This is a genomic window from Shewanella goraebulensis, from assembly GCF_030252245.1.
Classification (GTDB): domain Bacteria; phylum Pseudomonadota; class Gammaproteobacteria; order Enterobacterales; family Shewanellaceae; genus Shewanella; species Shewanella goraebulensis.
Window position 1 is genome coordinate 170,704 of record NZ_CP126972.1, and the last position, 16,510, is coordinate 187,213.

Consider the following 16,510-nt stretch of genomic DNA (forward strand, 5'->3'; position numbering starts at 1 on the left):
TGTGGAGAATAACAGTGTCTGAACGGCTTTTTATCCGATTAGGAAAAACATCAGAAAGCCCTTGTTCTTGGCTTGTGTGGTCAGAACAGGAGCAAGAAATCATTGCCTCAGGTGAGTTAAGCGATGCTGCTAGTTTGAATAGCTTAACTGAGCGTGCCGGTAATCGTCCGGTTGATGTTTTAGTTCCTGCATCTAGTATGACATTGACGCAAATTGAATTGCCTGAAAAGAATCAGCGCCAAGCATTAAAGGCTTTGCCATTTATGCTGGAAGAAACTATCGCATCTAATGTTGAAGATATGCATTTTGTCGTTGGCCCAAGAGAGGGAGAGCATCTTAATGTTGTTGCTGTAGCTCATGAGCAAATGCAAGATTGGATGTCATGGTTGATGGATGCTGGCATTAAGGTCAAACGTATTGTGCCAGACTGCTTAGCCTTGCCATTAGAGCAGTGCCGTTGGGCTGCGCTCGATATGGGTGATGAACTACTGCTAAGAACTGGCGAAGGAAGTGGTGTTAGCTTACCAAAAACATGGTTAGACTTTGCGTTGCCGCAATTGATGCCTGAAAAGCAACAAGATGAAGCGCCTTTAAATATTGCAGCCTACAGTGAAGACTTAGTCTTTATGGATGCTGAAGTCGAGCCTAAACCACTCGATTTACCTATGATGGTTTTAGCTAAAGGTATCTTACAAGCGCCAATTAACTTATTAAGTGGTGTGTATTTACCTAAGCGGGAATACAGTAAGCATTTAATGCTTTGGAAAAATGTCGCGATTATTGCTGCTGTCGCGATTGTGCTTTCTTTGGTTAATAAAGGGCTGACTATACATCAATTGGAAAATCAGACTGCTGAAGTTAAACAACAAAGTGAAGCTATCTTTAAGCGGGTTATTCCTAGCGTGAATCGTATCGTCAATATTCGAAGTCAAATGGACTCGCAACTGCGGAGTATGCAAGGTCAAGGCGGTGGAGCTGCATTTTTTGAAATGCTAGATGGCTTACGCGGTTCATTTGAACAAGTCCCAGATTTAAAACCTAACTCTTTGCGTTTTGATGCCAACCGTAACGAACTTCGTATGCAGGTGACTGCTAAGACTTATGATCAAGTCGATAAGTTTAAAGAGTTAGTTGAAGCACGTTATGACTTAGACATGGGTGCGATTAATAGCGGCGAAGATGAAGTGAACACTACCCTGACATTGAGAGGCAAATAATATGGAAAATTTGCAGACCTGGTGGAAAGGCTTAGCCCTACGTGAGCAACAATTGGTTGCCAGTTGTGGTGTGTTTGTGATTATCGGTATTTTATATTGGGGCATTTGGAGTCCAATTTCTCAAGCCGCTGAAGATGCTGAGATGAGACACCAATCAGAATTACAAACGCTAAACTATGTAAAGCAAACGGCGAATAAAATTGCAGGTTTGAAACAGTCAGGCTCAAGACCTACATCGAGTGGTAGTTTGAGTTCTGTTGTGAATCAGTTAGCGGGTCAATATAAGTTAGAAATTACTCGTATGCAGCCACAAGGAGATAAAATTCAATTGTGGATGGATGATGTACCGTTTGACAGTTTATTAAATTATTTACACGAACTTGTAGAAGAGAAAGGCTTAACACTGGAAAGTGTCGATTTATCTGAGTCGGATATCGCAGGTTTCGTCAAAGTACGTCGTATTCAACTGTCTAAGTAAGCAGGTATTGTAGTGAGTTTGATTAAGAAAATTATCATTGGCGTATTTATCTACCTTATTTTCATGGTGGTTTATATTCCTGCAAATTGGGTAGTGGGCATTGCGCCATTACCAAATAACATCAAAATAAGTGGTGTTACGGGGACTTTGTGGCAAGGCAGTGCGGATCTTGTATCTATTGATCGCCGCCTGATTGAGCAAGTTAAATGGGATTTAAACCCGTGGGCGTTACTCATCGGTACCGCTAATGTCGATTTGCAAATAGGTAGCCGCGCGACTGCAGTTAGTGGCCAAGGTGATATTAGTTGGTCACTGTCAGGTATTTCGGCAGACAATTTACGTTTCGAAGCGCCTAATCAATTTTTATTAGGTAATGCTCGCTTACCATTCAGAACGAAAGTCGGTGGTGATGTGAGTTTGATAGTTGAGCGTCTTGAGCAAGGTGAACCTTGGTGTGAGCAACTCTCTGGCAAACTATTTTTAAATAGTATTGATGTAAAAAATCAGTTTGGTGAATATCCACTTGGCGATATTGCTTTAGGGCTAAGTTGTATTGATGGCATGGTGCAATTGAATACCGATGACTCAATGAACACGATGGGCATTGAAGGCACGGCATCTCTTGGCGAGAATAATCGTTTTTCAGTTAGTGCTAAAATTAAGCCAACACCAGAACAACCAGAAGATTTGACTCAAGCATTATCATTTTTGGGTAAACAAGATAGCCAAGGCTATTACCCAATTAATTATAATGGGGTGATTCCAGGGTTATAACTGAATCAGCTTAAGTTGTAATTTAATGAAAAGGGCATGTTGATAACATGCCCTTTTTTGATCTTAAGCGTTGAAAGTATGTCTTAGCTTCGGGGTTAACCACCCAATAAATCCTGATGTAGCATTTGATAATCGTGAATGGCTGGGAAGTCAAAAAAGTCCTTATGGGGCTTTCGGCTATCGGGGTTTGAAATACCCAACTGAAAACCAATCCCTGCCTTTTTTGAAGCCTCAAGAATATGCTCATTATCATCAACAAATAAGCAGCGGCTTGGATCTAAATTAAATTGTTTAATCGCCTGCTGCCAAAATAACGGGTGTTCTTTAGGGTAACCTGTTTCATGACTTGAGAAGGTGGCATCTAAGCCATGACCTAAATCGGTATGGGCGAGTTTTAACTCCAGGCTTTTAGGATGTGCGTTGGTCATTAAGATCCGTTGTTTACCTGCACGATGAAGTGCCTGTAAAAAAGGCATACTGTCTTGACGCATTTGAATCCGCTCAACAAGGGAGTAGTGCAGGGTTAAAATGTCTAATCCAAGTTGCTGTTGCCAATAGTCAATGCAATACCAATCTAGCGTCCCTTCCACTTTATGGTATGACTGCTCGACTAGTTGCTGTGCTTCAGCCACTGAAATCTGTCTTTGTTGACTAAGTTGCTGTGGCACTAAAGTTAACCAAAAATGGTTATCGAAGTGCAAATCAAGCAAAGTGCCATCCATATCGAGTAAAACCGTGTCTATCTTATGCCAAGGAAACATGAAAATTCCAGTTGTAGAATATAGCTAGGGTAGTAAGATTGTAACTTGTCTAACGAAATTCGTCATATATGAGGTCTTAATGACAACTCGGCACAAAAAGCCTGAAATATTACATCGTGAGATTGTTGCGAAAAGTCGCTTGTTTCAAGTTGAACAACTTCACCTTAAGTTTTCAAATGGTGTTGAACGTCAATACGAACGAATGAGTGGTGCCAGTCGTGGTGCGGTAATGATTGTTCCGGTGCATAAAGGCAAGTTGTTGTTAGCCAAAGAGTATGCGGCAGGCACAGATAATTACGAACTGGGTTTTCCTAAAGGCTTAATTGACCCCGGGGAAGAAGCCATTGAAGCGGCTAATCGTGAACTTCAAGAAGAAATCGGTTTTGCCAGTAATAAGCTGACTTTATTAAAAGAGCTGAGTCTAGCCCCGGGTTATTTTGCCAGTAAAATGCAGATCTTCATCGCAGAAGATTTGTATGAAAGCACGCTTGAAGGCGATGAACCTGAGCCAATAGAAGTTATCCCTTATCCGTTAGAAAAATGGCAAACTTTACTCGATAATGATGATTTTTCGGAGTCGAGAAGTGTTAGTGCATTATTTCTTGCACAGCAGTTTTTAGCAAAATAGTCGTTATAAATTAAAATAAAAACAAAATATTAGCCTAAGTTAACTACAAAAAAGCCTTAATTTGGTCTAACTTGACAGTATTCAGCGTATTATTTGGCGATTGGAGTCGTTATGAAGCCAGAAGAAGTTATTGAACAAGTCATCACAATTGCCATTGAGGCAGGTCAAAAAATTCGTGACATTTATGTCAAAGGCGATTTTGATCGAGAAATTAAATCAGATAATACGCCTGTGACTTCTGCAGATCTGGCTGCCAATGAGATCATTTGTGCAGGCCTTGCTGCATTGACCCCTGATATTCCAATTCTGAGTGAAGAAGCTGCTGATATCCCTTTTTCTGAGCGTGCCGAATGGCAACGATATTGGCTAGTAGATCCGCTTGATGGCACTGGTGAATTTATTGCCGGTAGTGGTGACTTCTCTGTCATTATTGCATTGGTTGAACACAACCGACCTGTAATGGGGGTGGTATATGTGCCAATGACTAAAGTGTGTTATTACGCCATAGCAGGTTTAGGTGCATATAAGCGTGACAGTAAAAATGAAGTGCGTATTACCAGTAGACAGATTGAGAATATTGAAGAGTCCGGCTTGAAGTTGGCGGTAAGTCGTCGACAAGATCCTCAATCGGTACTGAAATTATTAAGTCATCCTAAGAGCTGTGAGTTAGTTGTTTTAGGTGGCGCGGCTTTGAAAAGCTGTTTAGTGGCAGAAGGAAGAGCTGATTGTTATGTTCGCCTTGGGCCGACAGGAGAATGGGATACTGGTGCTGCACAGATTATTTTAGAAGAAGCTGGAGGCTCACTGATGGATATTAACCTGCAGCCAATGAGCTATAACGAGCGAGAAACATTAGAAAACCCTAACTTTATTGTTGTAGGTAGTCCAAGTTTAGCCTGGGATGACATTCTTACTAATTAATTGATTAGCTGATTAATTCACTAATAACACTAAGCCCTCTGTTGAGGGCTTTTTTGTATCTCCATTTTGGATATATTGAGTTACTGACGAAAAATAAACTTATTATGAACATTGTTTTTTATTTTGTTTGTTGTTAGGTTAGACACACTTAAACATGCAATAGGGCAATCTGATGGCAAGAAGGAAAGAGCATACCCATGGTGAAATTCATGCTATGGCCATTAAATCAGTAATGGAATACTTACAAACCGCCAAGCTTGAAAGCTTAAGCCTTCGTAAGGTGGCGACACAAATAGGTTATGCACCTAGCACCTTGATAAATATTTTTGGTAGCTATCAACAATTGTTGTTATCAGTATCAGAACAAGTACTGACGAATTTATATCACTATTTATCTGCTTCGGTGAATAATAGTCATTCAGCTAGTGAACTCACAATTAGCTCAATCAACAACGTTCAGCCTCAAAAGTTAATTGAGCTGATGGCGCATCAGTACTTTCAGTTTGCTCATGAGCATCCTGCATGTTTTAAACTTGTTTTTGAACTGTCTGCGCCTGAAGGAATAGAACTGTCATCAAATCATCAGCTTGCTATTGATAGGCTATTTAATTTAATTGCTGAGCAGTTAAAGCTGCTTTTTGTTTCAGCCAATCAAGCGGATATTATTTTGATGAGTAGAGTGTTGTGGGGCGGGATCCACGGTTTAACCTGTCTTGCTATAGATGGAAAATTATTTACTGAACAAGCAGCGTTACCCGCCATGCTCAGTAGTCATGTTCATGGATATTTATTAGGCATGGCACAAGAAAAGGATTCTTCATGTTGTTAACTAAGCGATTTTTACCTTATTTCGTCACTCAGTGCTTAGGGGCATTGAACGACAATATCTATAAAAATGTATTACTACTGCTAGTGACTTATAGCCAAGTCAGTGAACTACCGATTAGCGTGAACATGTTTGTAAACCTGGCAGCTGGAGTATTTATTCTGCCGTTCTTTTTGTTTTCAGCTCATGCAGGAATGGTTGCCGATAACATGGATAAAGCAATGCTGATCCGCAGGCTAAAATTACTTGAACTGATTATTATGTCCTGCGCAGCAGTCGCAATTTTATCCCAGAGCTACTTAGTGATGTTATTGCTGTTATTTATGATGGGTAGTCAGTCTGCTTATTTTGGCCCAGTAAAATATTCGTTATTACCGCAAACACTTAAAGAGAGTGAGCTAGTCACTGGTAATGCTTGGGTAGAAATGGGGACCTTTATCTCAATTTTAGTCGGCACATTATCTGCCGGATTGATCGTAACAAGTGACCACAGTTTAGTTGGCGCTGCGACGATTGTAGTGACGTTGTCGGCAATTGGTTACCTGTCGAGTCGTGCGATACCTGCGTTGCCGCCTCAAGGAAAAATTGACAAGATTCGCTTCACTCCGTTTTCTGGTACGTGGCGCAGTATTGCTAAAGTTAGAAAAACACCGGGTATTTGGATGGCTATTTTAGCTATCAGCTGGTTTTGGTTTTTAGGTGCGACATACCTAACGCAGTTTCCTAACTTTGCCAAATTACACTTACATGCCGATGCTACTGTGGTGTCTTTATTATTAGCACTATTTTCTATTGGTATTGCGGTAGGTTCGTGGATTTGTGAGCGCGTGTCATATGGTCATGTTGAGTTAGGTGTTTTACCTTTCGGTGTTCTAGGTTTAACGGTGTTTGGCGTCGATTTAATTTTTGCTATTCCACCTGCACCAGCAGATTTAAGTTTTGTTTATGGCTTCAGCAGTTTTATTAGCGATCCGCAGCATTTTCGAGTGATGGCCGACTTATTTATGGTTGGTCTCAGTGGTGGTTTATTCATTGTGCCGCTATACGCCTTTATTCAATCCCGCGCAGCAAAGGATGAATGTGCTCAAGCGATTGCAGCTAACAATATTATTAATGCTTTGTTTATGGTGGTGGCGGCAATTCTATCGATAATATTACTCGGGGTGCTTGAATGGAGTATCCCTGATTTGTTCTTGTTGTTGGCTGCAATGAATACCGTGGTAGCAGTGTATGTGTACTCGCAAGTACCTGAATTTGCGCAGCGCTTTATCAGTTACTTATTAAGTCACTTCATGTATCGGGTAAAGGTAAATGGCCGAGAGCGGGTCCCCGCTCAAGGTGCTGGGGTAATTGTGTGTAATCATGTCAGTTATGTCGATGCATTGATTATTATGGGCGCTTCAACAAGACCAATTCGCTTTGTTATGGATAAGTCTATTAGTGAAATCCCTTTGCTTAAGTATTTGTTTCGTCATGCGGGCGTTATTCCTATTTGTTCGCCTAAGCAATGTGAGCAAACCTATGAGCAAGCTTTTGAGCAAATTCATCACGCACTGAACAATGATGAGCTTGTGTGTATTTTTCCTGAGGGCAGATTATCAGTCGATGGTGATATTGCTGAGTTTAGACCTGGGATTGAGCGTATATTAAAGCGTGACCCTGTTACTGTCATCCCTATGGCATTAAGTGGCCTGTGGGGGTCTTATTTTAGCCATAAGGGTGGGCACGCACTGACCACTCGTCCGAAACGTTTCTGGTCAAAAGTAGAAGTGAATATTGCTGAAGCTGTTGATGGTGTTGCACTAGGACGTCATGGCTTACATAAAAGTGTTAGTGAAATATTTGAGAAACAAGCGGCTGAGAATAACCTTTAGGTTTATCTAGCGGTAATACTAGCTTTATAAAATAGCGCACTTACGTTGAGTGCGCTTTTTATTTTGAACTGTTACTTGATAGCCATTCATTTATAGCCTGATGATCGCCAGTGAAAATAACCCGTTGTTGTTTTTTGCTAAGTTGGTATTGATACATTGGGTCGTAGTAATGACTAAGTAAGGCTGCTATCCAATCGAAGTGAGCAGATAAGTCGTTTCTATTAAACTGACTATTGATGGCTTGCTCAATTAATACCGTGAGCTCTGCATGTGTTTTACCGCCCAAACGCTTTTTAATACAGTTGATACTATTAAGTAAATATTCACTAAAGGCTTGTTTACCTTGCTCTGTGCCAAAGCGATGAATATAGGCTGTGGATTTATCGACGACATAGGCTTTGTGTAATCGAGTTAGACGCTTATCAAAATCTTCTTCTAAAACGATTATTGGGCTACGCTGCATCGTTTGATAAAAATCTTGTGGAATAGCAGAGCGACCAATTAAATAACTTTCATCTTCTAATAACGTAAACTTGCTTGATAACTCTTGTTGCTTGAGTAACTGAACCGCTAAGTTGTTTTCAAAGTTAATTTGAGTCGGCTGAGGGTCAATATTCTTACCGAAACTAGAACCACGATGATTGGCCAAGCCCTCTAAGTCGATTGCCTCATTACGTTGTATTAATAGATCGGTTTTACCGCTGCCAGTTATACCACTGAGGATCAATAATGGCTGCTCAATCGTCGCAGCTTCAATGGTCTGAAGAAGATATTGGCGCATAGCTTTATATCCACCTTCAATGAAGGGAATATCGATACCTGCTTCTTTTATCCATTGCTGAGTCAGTTTAGAACGCAGCCCACCACGAAAACAATACAGATAAGCTTGTGGATGAAGTTGTATGTATTGCTGCCAAGCGTCTATACGCTGTTGCTTAGCTGTGCCATTAACTAGTTCATGACCTAAGTTGATAGCTGCAGCTTGCCCCTGCTGCTTATAGCAAGTGCCGACTTGTTTGCGCTCCTCATCAGTCATTAACCCTATATTGGTTGATTGAGAAAATGCCCCTTTGTTAAATTCAATCGGTGCACGCACATCCAGTAAAGGCACATCATCTAGAAATAGGCGTCGGTATTCACTGCTTTTAATCAGATTGGTGGTCATTAGTTTAACGCCACCAATGGTAACGATAGGTTTTCACTTGTTGTTGATAACTGACCAATGCAAACTGGTTTTATATTTTGCTCATTTAGACAATCAACAAGTTGCTGTTCAGCACTTGGCGATACCGATATTAATAAGCCACCACTAGTTTGCGGGTCGCATAAAATGGCTTTTTGTTTATCTGTTAGCAGGCCTAAATGTTGTTTGTAGCTGTCAAAATTGCGCTGGGTTCCACCTGGAATGCAACCTAAGTTGAGATAGTGTTCTGCGCTATCCAATAATGGAATTTTATCAAACGATAATGTCGCTGCTAAGTTGGCTCCTTGGCAGACTTCGATTAAATGACCTGCTAACCCAAAACCTGTTACGTCAGTTAATGCATTAATGCCTTCAATGTTGGAAATGTTCTGGCCTATTTTATTAAGTTGGCACATAGCGTTGATGGCAATATGGTTATCTTCATCCGCGAGCTTTTTCTGTTTTTGAGCAGTAGTTAATATTCCTATACCAATAGGCTTTGTGAGATAGAGTTTATCTCCAGCCTGCGCTTGATCATTTCGCTTAAGCTTAGCCAATGGTATTTGACCGGTTACTGCTAAACCAAAAATGGGTTCTGGTGCATCAATGCTGTGACCACCTGCTAGCATAATGCCTGCATCAGCACAGGCTTGTCGTCCACCTTCAATGACTTTTTGAGCCACTTCAGCAGACAAGATATTCACCGGCCAACCCAGGATCGCAATTGCCATAATAGGTGTACCACCCATGGCGTAGATGTCGCTTATAGCATTGGTTGCTGCAATCCGTCCAAAGGTAAAAGGATCATCAACAATCGGCATGAAAAAGTCAGTGGTGCTGATAATGCCGGTTTCAGAGTTTAATTGGTATACCGCTGCGTCATCACGGGATTGATTACCTACAAGTAAATTGGGATCGGTAAAGGCTGGAATATCACTGGCAAGAATGGTGCTGAGCACTTGAGGCGAAATCTTACAACCGCAGCCTGCGCCATGACTGTATTCGGTAAGTTTAATATCGGTTTCTGCCATGAAATGAATAACCTGTTTGGAAAGTCGATTTTCCATCATAAACACAAACGGCTACCTTGCAAGGTAGCCGTTTCACATTAATCACAATCACTTGTTTTAATAAGCCGCTGTAATGTTATTCCAATTTTTCTTTTGAGCTAACAGGCGTGCTTTTAACTCTTCAACTTGTAAACTGAGTTGCTGATAGCTAAGTTGTTTGCGCTTAGCTTCAATCAAGCTCTTCTTTGCTTGATAGTACTCAACAAGATGTTGCTTCATTAGATCGTATTCAGCTTGGAAGTTAGCAATAATTTCATCACAGTTAGGCAAGTGAGCAACTTTGTCTTGAGCTCTTAATAACTGCATCTGTAATTTTGCACTTTCAATACGTTCTTGTGGTACAACGCGTAAATCTGATGCTAATCCTACCCAATGCATCGACTTAATTAGCCATTTGGTTGGGTCGTAATGCCACCATTTAATGCCATTACGATAATCATTTTCAAAAATATGGTGGAAGTTATGATAGCCCTCGCCATAGGTTAATAAAGCAATCACACCATTATCACGGGCGGTATTTTTATTGGTGTATGGCTGGCTCCCCCAGATATGGGCAAGAGAGTTAATAAAGAAGGTGCAGTGATGCACAACAACAAGGCGAAGTAGTCCTGCCATCAGTACCATTGAAATGATATCACCGTTTAACCAGCCTAAAAACGCAGGTAAACCAATGTTCATCAATACCACTAATGCGAGATAGTGCTTATGCTGCCACATTACGATGGCATCTTTTTGCAAGTCGCGAACGTTGTTGTAATCATGGTAACGGCTGGCTTGATATTCACGTAACATCCAACCAATATGGCTGTACCAGAAGCCTTTTTTGGCTGAATAAGGGTCTTTGTCGTTATTGTCCACATGCTTGTGGTGAATACGATGATCGGATGACCAATGCAATGCACTATTTTGCAAGGCAAGTGCTCCACCAAGCGCAAATAAGAAACGCATAACAGGATGAGCTTTATATGCTTTATGTGACCATAGTCTATGGTAACCAGCGGTAATTGATAAACCACTGGCAAAAGCGAGCACTACAAAGGCTACCCATTCAATAGCCTCAAAGCCATGGGTCATTCCACGCCAAGGAACAAGCGTGATAGCACCCAATAAGGTGAGTGCAAATAGAGATGTATTTAACCAAATAATCGGTGGTTTTTTCATTAAAATAATCCAAAAAACTTATTGGGCGTACAGTTGTACGCTAATTTAACTTACCCTCATTCCATGGTCAAGCTTTGAAGGGCTGTGTTTCTTGGTTAAAAACGGTATTATCTGTGCACTAACATTTACTAAATGGATTCTATACATGGGTGTAAGAGCATTACAGAAAGAAAAAACCCGTCGTGCATTGGTAGATGCCGCTTTTAATCAACTCAGTGCTGAGCGTAGTTTTTCAAGCTTAAGTTTACGTGAGGTAGCACGGGAAGCAGGGATTGCACCGACATCTTTTTATCGCCATTTTAAAGACATGAACGAATTAGGTCTTACTATGGTTGATGAAGGCGGGTTAACACTAAGACAAATGATGCGTAAAGGCCGTCAACGTGCTGAAGCTGGTGGTAGTGTTATTCGTATCTCTGTGGATACTTTTGTCGAAGTGCTGGAATCAAACCCAAACGTGTTTCGTATTCTATTACACGAGCGTTCAGGTACGTCAGCTGCTTTTCGCGCTGCAGTTGCTAGAGAAATTGAACACTTTATTTCCGAGCTGTCACATTATACTGAAGCCACTGCTGGTCGAACGCCTATGTTAGCAAGGGTTCAGGCAGAAGCTTTGGTGACCTTAGTGTTTAATGCTGGTGCATCGGCATTAGATATGAAACGTGCAGATAGAAAAGTGTTAGCCGACCATTTAGTGCTGCAATTACGTATGGTGGCTAAAGGTGCTGAAGCACTGCAACATAAAGTAGAAACCAAATAATTTATAGAATTTGTTTATTCTAGAAACATAAAAGGCGGTGTTGTGATATCACAACACCGCCTTTTTGATCTTAGGACTTTACTAGACTAGGTTCGAGCTCTTAGACTTTTGCTTTACGTTCAAGCAACACACCCGACTCCATATGGTGGGTATAAGGGAACTGATCAAATAAAGCGAAACGAGTAATTTCGTGAGTCTGGCTTATTGTTGCTAAGTTGTCTTTTAACGTGTCAGGGTTACAAGAGATATATAGAATGCGATCGTAGTTTTGCATTAATGATAATGTATCATCATCAATACCTGCACGTGGTGGGTCAACAAAAATAGTATTACAGTCATAACTGTCTAAATCGATACCTTCCAAACGGCGGTAAGTTCTCTTTTTAGCCATTGCATCACTGAAGTCTTCAGCTGACATACGAATGATTTGCAGGTTTTCAATGTTGTTGATTGCAATATTGTACTGTGCAGCATCCACAGACGGTTTAGCCAGTTCAGTGGCGAGTACACGATCAAAGTTAGGTGCGAGAGCTATGGTGAAATTACCATTACCGCAGTATAGCTCTAGTAAGTCGCCAGTACTGTTTTTAGTGGCAGATATCGCCCATTCAAGCATTTTGACTGAAACTTTGGCGTTTGGCTGAGTAAAGCTGTTTTCTATTTGCTTATACTTAAGTTCGTTGCCATCTACAGTTAGCGTTTCAACCACGAAGTCTTTATCTAAGTCAATTTTTTGCTTACGCGCACGGCCGATAAAGTTAACGTTAAATTTTTCAGATAAACGTTGTTTCATTTGCTCAGCTTGTTCGCGCCACTCATCATTAAGTTGACGGTGGTAAAGCAGAGATACTAGAATTTCACCGCTAAGGGTTGATAAAAAATCAACTTGGAAAAGCTTAAAGCGCAAGTCATTATTTGGACGAAGCTCTTCCATTAAGGCTGTCATCACTTCATTAATAAGTTTGCCAGCAGGAAGATATTGTTCGCAACGCACTTTTTCATTCAGTGCTTTATCAAACATGTAATAGAATAAGTCATCACCGTCATGCCAAACTCGAAATTCTGCACGCATGCGGTAATTTGCAGGTTCCGAAGCAAAAACCTCTAAACTAGGCGGAGTAAACTCGGCAAAGGTCTGTTCAAGCTTGATACGCTTTTCTTCGAGTTGCGCATCATAGTTTTTAGGATCCATTGCAGCTAAATTCATTTTGTTCCACCATAGGCTGTAAATTAAGGGCGCAAATATTATACTACACACCGCTGATGTCCAGCGGATTGGCGTGTTCTTGGTTGATTAAAGCAAAATATCCTTGAATTCCTATTAATAAATACTCTTATCGGAGAATATCTTGGTCGGTCCTATACTCATTTTTGATTCAGGCATTGGTGGCTTATCTGTGTTTGAGCATATTCACAGTCGATTACCCAACCATGATATTTACTATTTGTTTGATAATGCCCGCCTCCCGTATGGCGATCTCGAAGAGCAAGAGTTGATTAGAGGCTGTGTTGCGTTAATCATAAATCAGGTAGAAAAAATTAAGGCTTCTGTAGTAGTAGTAGCGTGTAATAGTGCAAGTACATTAGTATTACCAGAACTAAGAAATCAATTATCTATTCCTGTTGTAGGTGTCGTACCTGCAATTAAGCCTGCAGCGCTAATATCAAAGACTCGACATATTGGTTTACTGGCAACACCAGGTACTGTTACAAGACAGTACACACAAGATTTGATCAAGTCTTTTGCTGGTGGCTGTGAAGTCACTTTGATAGGTTCATCGGAGTTGGTGTTAATCGCAGAAACTAAGGCAAAAAAACAAGATATCAATTTTGGTCAAATCGCAGAGATACTATCCCCTATTAATAACAGCAATATAGATACACTGGTATTGGGCTGCACTCACTTCCCGCTATTACAGCAAGAAATCAAGCGAGCATTAACTCATCCTGTGCAATTACTGGATTCTGGTGATGCAATTGCCACTAGAGTCATGTCACTGATAAAAGATAATGATATAGCGAAAGGGAAGTTGAAAGCAGGTTTTACAAAAGGGGTTGATGAAGGGCTTAAAATGACATTAGCTGACTACGGGTTTACACAGTTAGAGTGCATTACCGCAGCCAACTAATAGGGTCTTACTAACTTTCTTTATTTTGATCCGCTGGATCTGATTCTTGAGATTTGGCTTCACGTACTTTTAAGGTACGCTCTTGGAAGCTGTAATCATTCAATTTGTTCATCGCTTTCTTTGCACCAGCTTCTGACATTTCTACGAAACCGAAACCCTTACGACGACCTGTTTTTCTGTCACGAACTAAACGCACTGAATTTACTGGACCATACTCACCAAAAAGTGATTTTACTTCACCTTCGTGAACACGATACGGAAGGTTACCAACATATAAAGTCATTGTTGGGCCGACATAAGGTTCATTTGAACCTGCAGCAGATGAAGAAGGTGCGAAAGTGAAAATAAGACTAGCTAACATTACACCTGCAATAAAAGACACAACAAGTTGAACATTGTTAGAAAGAGCGTAAATGATGACTGCGCCAATTAGCGCCACAACTAAGGTAATAACAAATGACTTCTGCATAAGTTTATCTCTAATAAAAATGAAAAATGATAAATAACTGTTAAAAAGCATTGCTATGGTAATGAATTATTAGCGCTTTCACCATACTATGATGAAAAAATGAGCTCAAAACACAATAAAAACTCCGTAGCACTATATTAAAGTAGAATAAAATCGCTTCAAAAATACCCATAGCAGTCAAAAATAAAGCGATCTGAGCAAAAGATCTCCTGTCGATTCTATTTATTATAAAAAGCCCTTGCGGTGTTTCAGAATCTGCCTATAATGCGCATCCACTGACACGGCAAACCACGCAATAGCATGGTGTACACGCTAAATCGGTTCACTGTAAAGTGACGCTGAAAAGAGTTTTTAAATTAGTTTAAAAATGACTTGACGCGAAACGGGAATTGCGTAAAATACGCATCCCTAGCCACTCGGGCTTACCGAGATGCGCTAACGCTCTTTAACAATTTATCAAGTAATCTGTGTGGACACTCACAGGTGTTGAGTTAATCGAAATTGTCACTTAGGTGGCAATCAAAATTATTATCAATGTAACGATGAGTGTTCATAGCAATATGTAACAAACAGGATGTAGATTCTTCCGAGTCTGCATAATGTAATCAGAATTCATTGAGCCGAAGCATTTTCGAATGTTTCAAAAAACTTTAATTGAAGAGTTTGATCATGGCTCAGATTGAACGCTGGCGGCAGGCCTAACACATGCAAGTCGAGCGGTAACAGATTGATAGCTTGCTATCAATGCTGACGAGCGGCGGACGGGTGAGTAATGCCTAGGGATCTGCCCAGTCGAGGGGGATAACAGTTGGAAACGACTGCTAATACCGCATACGCCCTACGGGGGAAAGGAGGGGACCTTCGGGCCTTTCGCGATTGGATGAACCTAGGTGGGATTAGCTAGTTGGTAAGGTAATGGCTTACCAAGGCGACGATCCCTAGCTGTTCTGAGAGGATGATCAGCCACACTGGGACTGAGACACGGCCCAGACTCCTACGGGAGGCAGCAGTGGGGAATATTGCACAATGGGGGAAACCCTGATGCAGCCATGCCGCGTGTGTGAAGAAGGCCCTAGGGTTGTAAAGCACTTTCAGTAGGGAGGAAAGGTAGTTGTTTAATAAACAACTGCTGTGACGTTACCTACAGAAGAAGGACCGGCTAACTTCGTGCCAGCAGCCGCGGTAATACGAGGGGTCCAAGCGTTAATCGGAATTACTGGGCGTAAAGCGTACGCAGGCGGTTCATTAAGCCAGATGTGAAATCCCCGGGCTCAACCTGGGAATTGCATTTGGAACTGGTGAACTAGAGTCTTGTAGAGGGGGGTAGAATTTCAGGTGTAGCGGTGAAATGCGTAGAGATCTGAAGGAATACCGGTGGCGAAGGCGGCCCCCTGGACAAAGACTGACGCTCATGTACGAAAGCGTGGGGAGCAAACAGGATTAGATACCCTGGTAGTCCACGCCGTAAACGATGTCTACTCGGAGTTTGGTGCCTTGAGCACTGGGCTCCCAAGCTAACGCATTAAGTAGACCGCCTGGGGAGTACGGCCGCAAGGTTAAAACTCAAATGAATTGACGGGGGCCCGCACAAGCGGTGGAGCATGTGGTTTAATTCGATGCAACGCGAAGAACCTTACCTACTCTTGACATCCAGAGAATTCGCTAGAGATAGCTTAGTGCCTTCGGGAACTCTGAGACAGGTGCTGCATGGCTGTCGTCAGCTCGTGTTGTGAAATGTTGGGTTAAGTCCCGCAACGAGCGCAACCCCTATCCTTATTTGCCAGCGCGTAATGGCGGGAACTCTAGGGAGACTGCCGGTGATAAACCGGAGGAAGGTGGGGACGACGTCAAGTCATCATGGCCCTTACGAGTAGGGCTACACACGTGCTACAATGGCGTATACAGAGGGTTGCAAAGCCGCAAGGTCTAGCTAATCTCACAAAGTACGTCGTAGTCCGGATTGGAGTCTGCAACTCGACTCCATGAAGTCGGAATCGCTAGTAATCGTAGATCAGAATGCTACGGTGAATACGTTCCCGGGCCTTGTACACACCGCCCGTCACACCATGGGAGTGGGCTGCACCAGAAGTAGATAGTCTAACCTTCGGGGGGACGTTTACCACGGTGTGGTTCATGACTGGGGTGAAGTCGTAACAAGGTAGCCCTAGGGGAACCTGGGGCTGGATCACCTCCTTACCTATACGACTAACTTAATGTTTGTTGAGTGTTCACACAGATTACTTGATAGAAAGAAAGAGC

Annotated in this window: 15 protein-coding genes and 1 rRNA gene; 10 read left to right on the forward strand and 6 right to left on the reverse strand. The window is 41.7% G+C overall.

What is annotated here, in order from left to right; all coding sequences use genetic code 11:
• Nucleotides 1–14 precede the first annotated feature (14 nt).
• Genes gspL through QPX86_RS00820 form a run of 3 tightly spaced genes read left to right on the forward strand, consistent with a single transcriptional unit; the run spans nt 15 to nt 2,469 of the window.
• The gene (gene gspL / locus QPX86_RS00810) at nt 15–1,217 is read left to right on the forward strand and encodes a type II secretion system protein GspL (RefSeq protein ID WP_285163851.1); all 1,203 of its coding nucleotides are present in this window, start codon (nt 15–17) and stop codon (nt 1,215–1,217) included.
• Between the two features lies 1 nt (nt 1,218).
• The gene (locus tag QPX86_RS00815; protein ID WP_220754040.1) at nt 1,219–1,695 is read left to right on the forward strand and encodes a type II secretion system protein M; all 477 of its coding nucleotides are present in this window, start codon (nt 1,219–1,221) and stop codon (nt 1,693–1,695) included.
• Between the two features lie 12 nt (nt 1,696–1,707).
• Nucleotides 1,708–2,469: a type II secretion system protein N gene (locus QPX86_RS00820; protein ID WP_220754041.1), complete on the forward strand. Its 762-nt coding sequence runs from the start codon at nt 1,708–1,710 to the stop codon at nt 2,467–2,469.
• A gap of 95 nt (nt 2,470–2,564) precedes the next feature.
• Here QPX86_RS00820 and yrfG read toward each other — a convergent pair whose 3' ends face one another.
• The gene (gene yrfG, locus QPX86_RS00825) at nt 2,565–3,230 is read right to left on the reverse strand and encodes a GMP/IMP nucleotidase (RefSeq protein WP_285163852.1); all 666 of its coding nucleotides are present in this window, start codon (nt 3,228–3,230) and stop codon (nt 2,565–2,567) included.
• 79 nt (nt 3,231–3,309) lie between these two features.
• On the opposite strand from yrfG, the gene nudE reads away from it, so the two are divergent.
• From nudE to QPX86_RS00845, 4 genes are all read left to right on the forward strand, one after another.
• Entirely contained in the window at nt 3,310–3,858 is a 549-nt protein-coding gene (nudE, locus tag QPX86_RS00830; protein ID WP_285163853.1) for an ADP compounds hydrolase NudE, read from the forward strand.
• Between the two features lie 111 nt (nt 3,859–3,969).
• A complete protein-coding gene (gene cysQ, locus QPX86_RS00835) occupies nt 3,970–4,779 on the forward strand; it encodes a 3'(2'),5'-bisphosphate nucleotidase CysQ (protein ID WP_285163854.1) in 810 nt (269 codons plus the stop codon).
• Nucleotides 4,780–4,951: 172 nt separating this feature from the next.
• The gene (locus tag QPX86_RS00840; RefSeq protein ID WP_285163855.1) at nt 4,952–5,608 is read left to right on the forward strand and encodes a TetR/AcrR family transcriptional regulator; all 657 of its coding nucleotides are present in this window, start codon (nt 4,952–4,954) and stop codon (nt 5,606–5,608) included.
• The gene (locus QPX86_RS00845; RefSeq protein ID WP_285163856.1) at nt 5,599–7,479 is read left to right on the forward strand and encodes an MFS transporter; all 1,881 of its coding nucleotides are present in this window, start codon (nt 5,599–5,601) and stop codon (nt 7,477–7,479) included. The genes QPX86_RS00840 and QPX86_RS00845 overlap by 10 nt, the downstream gene beginning before the upstream one ends.
• 58 nt (nt 7,480–7,537) lie before the next feature.
• On the opposite strand, the gene mnmH is transcribed toward QPX86_RS00845, so the two are convergent.
• The 3 genes from mnmH to QPX86_RS00860 form a co-directional block, all read right to left on the reverse strand.
• A complete protein-coding gene (gene mnmH / locus QPX86_RS00850; protein ID WP_285163857.1) occupies nt 7,538–8,644 on the reverse strand; it encodes a tRNA 2-selenouridine(34) synthase MnmH in 1,107 nt (368 codons plus the stop codon).
• Nucleotides 8,644–9,693, reverse strand: a complete 1,050-nt coding sequence (selD, locus tag QPX86_RS00855) for a selenide, water dikinase SelD (protein ID WP_285165120.1) — start codon at nt 9,691–9,693, stop codon at nt 8,644–8,646. The genes mnmH and selD overlap by 1 nt, the downstream gene beginning before the upstream one ends.
• Before the next feature lie 96 nt (nt 9,694–9,789).
• Nucleotides 9,790–10,893, reverse strand: coding sequence for an acyl-CoA desaturase (locus QPX86_RS00860; protein WP_285163858.1), 1,104 nt, complete (start codon nt 10,891–10,893; stop codon nt 9,790–9,792).
• 145 nt (nt 10,894–11,038) lie between these two features.
• On the opposite strand from QPX86_RS00860, the gene fabR reads away from it, so the two are divergent.
• A complete protein-coding gene (fabR, locus tag QPX86_RS00865) occupies nt 11,039–11,653 on the forward strand; it encodes an HTH-type transcriptional repressor FabR (protein ID WP_102527639.1) in 615 nt (204 codons plus the stop codon).
• A 100-nt stretch (nt 11,654–11,753) separates the two neighbouring features.
• Here the strand turns inward: fabR and trmA are convergent, their stop codons facing one another.
• Entirely contained in the window at nt 11,754–12,860 is a 1,107-nt protein-coding gene (gene trmA, locus QPX86_RS00870; protein WP_285163859.1) for a tRNA (uridine(54)-C5)-methyltransferase TrmA, read from the reverse strand.
• Between the two features lie 142 nt (nt 12,861–13,002).
• On the opposite strand from trmA, the gene murI reads away from it, so the two are divergent.
• The gene (gene murI / locus QPX86_RS00875; RefSeq protein ID WP_220754051.1) at nt 13,003–13,782 is read left to right on the forward strand and encodes a glutamate racemase; all 780 of its coding nucleotides are present in this window, start codon (nt 13,003–13,005) and stop codon (nt 13,780–13,782) included.
• A 10-nt stretch (nt 13,783–13,792) separates the two neighbouring features.
• Here the strand turns inward: murI and QPX86_RS00880 are convergent, their stop codons facing one another.
• On the reverse strand, nt 13,793–14,251 hold the full coding sequence (locus QPX86_RS00880; protein ID WP_220754052.1) for an RNA recognition motif domain-containing protein: 459 nt from the start codon (nt 14,249–14,251) through the stop codon (nt 13,793–13,795).
• A gap of 651 nt (nt 14,252–14,902) precedes the next feature.
• On the opposite strand from QPX86_RS00880, the gene QPX86_RS00885 reads away from it, so the two are divergent.
• Nucleotides 14,903–16,447 (forward strand): 16S ribosomal RNA (locus QPX86_RS00885).
• Nucleotides 16,448–16,510 lie beyond the last annotated feature (63 nt).

What these genes read in the sequence shown, in the direction of transcription:
- QPX86_RS00815 (WP_220754040.1), top strand. Translation starts at nt 1,219, where the DNA reads ATGGAAAATTTGCAGACCTGGTGGAAAGGCTTAGCCCTACGTGAGCAA.
- yrfG (WP_285163852.1), bottom strand. Translation starts at nt 3,230, where the DNA reads ATGTTTCCTTGGCATAAGATAGACACGGTTTTACTCGATATGGATGGC.
- nudE (WP_285163853.1), top strand. Translation starts at nt 3,310, where the DNA reads ATGACAACTCGGCACAAAAAGCCTGAAATATTACATCGTGAGATTGTT.
- cysQ (WP_285163854.1), top strand. Translation starts at nt 3,970, where the DNA reads ATGAAGCCAGAAGAAGTTATTGAACAAGTCATCACAATTGCCATTGAG.
- QPX86_RS00840 (WP_285163855.1), top strand. Translation starts at nt 4,952, where the DNA reads ATGGCAAGAAGGAAAGAGCATACCCATGGTGAAATTCATGCTATGGCC.
- QPX86_RS00845 (WP_285163856.1), top strand. Translation starts at nt 5,599, where the DNA reads ATGTTGTTAACTAAGCGATTTTTACCTTATTTCGTCACTCAGTGCTTA.
- mnmH (WP_285163857.1), bottom strand. Translation starts at nt 8,644, where the DNA reads ATGACCACCAATCTGATTAAAAGCAGTGAATACCGACGCCTATTTCTA.
- selD (WP_285165120.1), bottom strand. Translation starts at nt 9,693, where the DNA reads ATGGCAGAAACCGATATTAAACTTACCGAATACAGTCATGGCGCAGGC.
- QPX86_RS00860 (WP_285163858.1), bottom strand. Translation starts at nt 10,893, where the DNA reads ATGAAAAAACCACCGATTATTTGGTTAAATACATCTCTATTTGCACTC.
- fabR (WP_102527639.1), top strand. Translation starts at nt 11,039, where the DNA reads ATGGGTGTAAGAGCATTACAGAAAGAAAAAACCCGTCGTGCATTGGTA.
- trmA (WP_285163859.1), bottom strand. Translation starts at nt 12,860, where the DNA reads ATGAATTTAGCTGCAATGGATCCTAAAAACTATGATGCGCAACTCGAA.
- QPX86_RS00880 (WP_220754052.1), bottom strand. Translation starts at nt 14,251, where the DNA reads ATGCAGAAGTCATTTGTTATTACCTTAGTTGTGGCGCTAATTGGCGCA.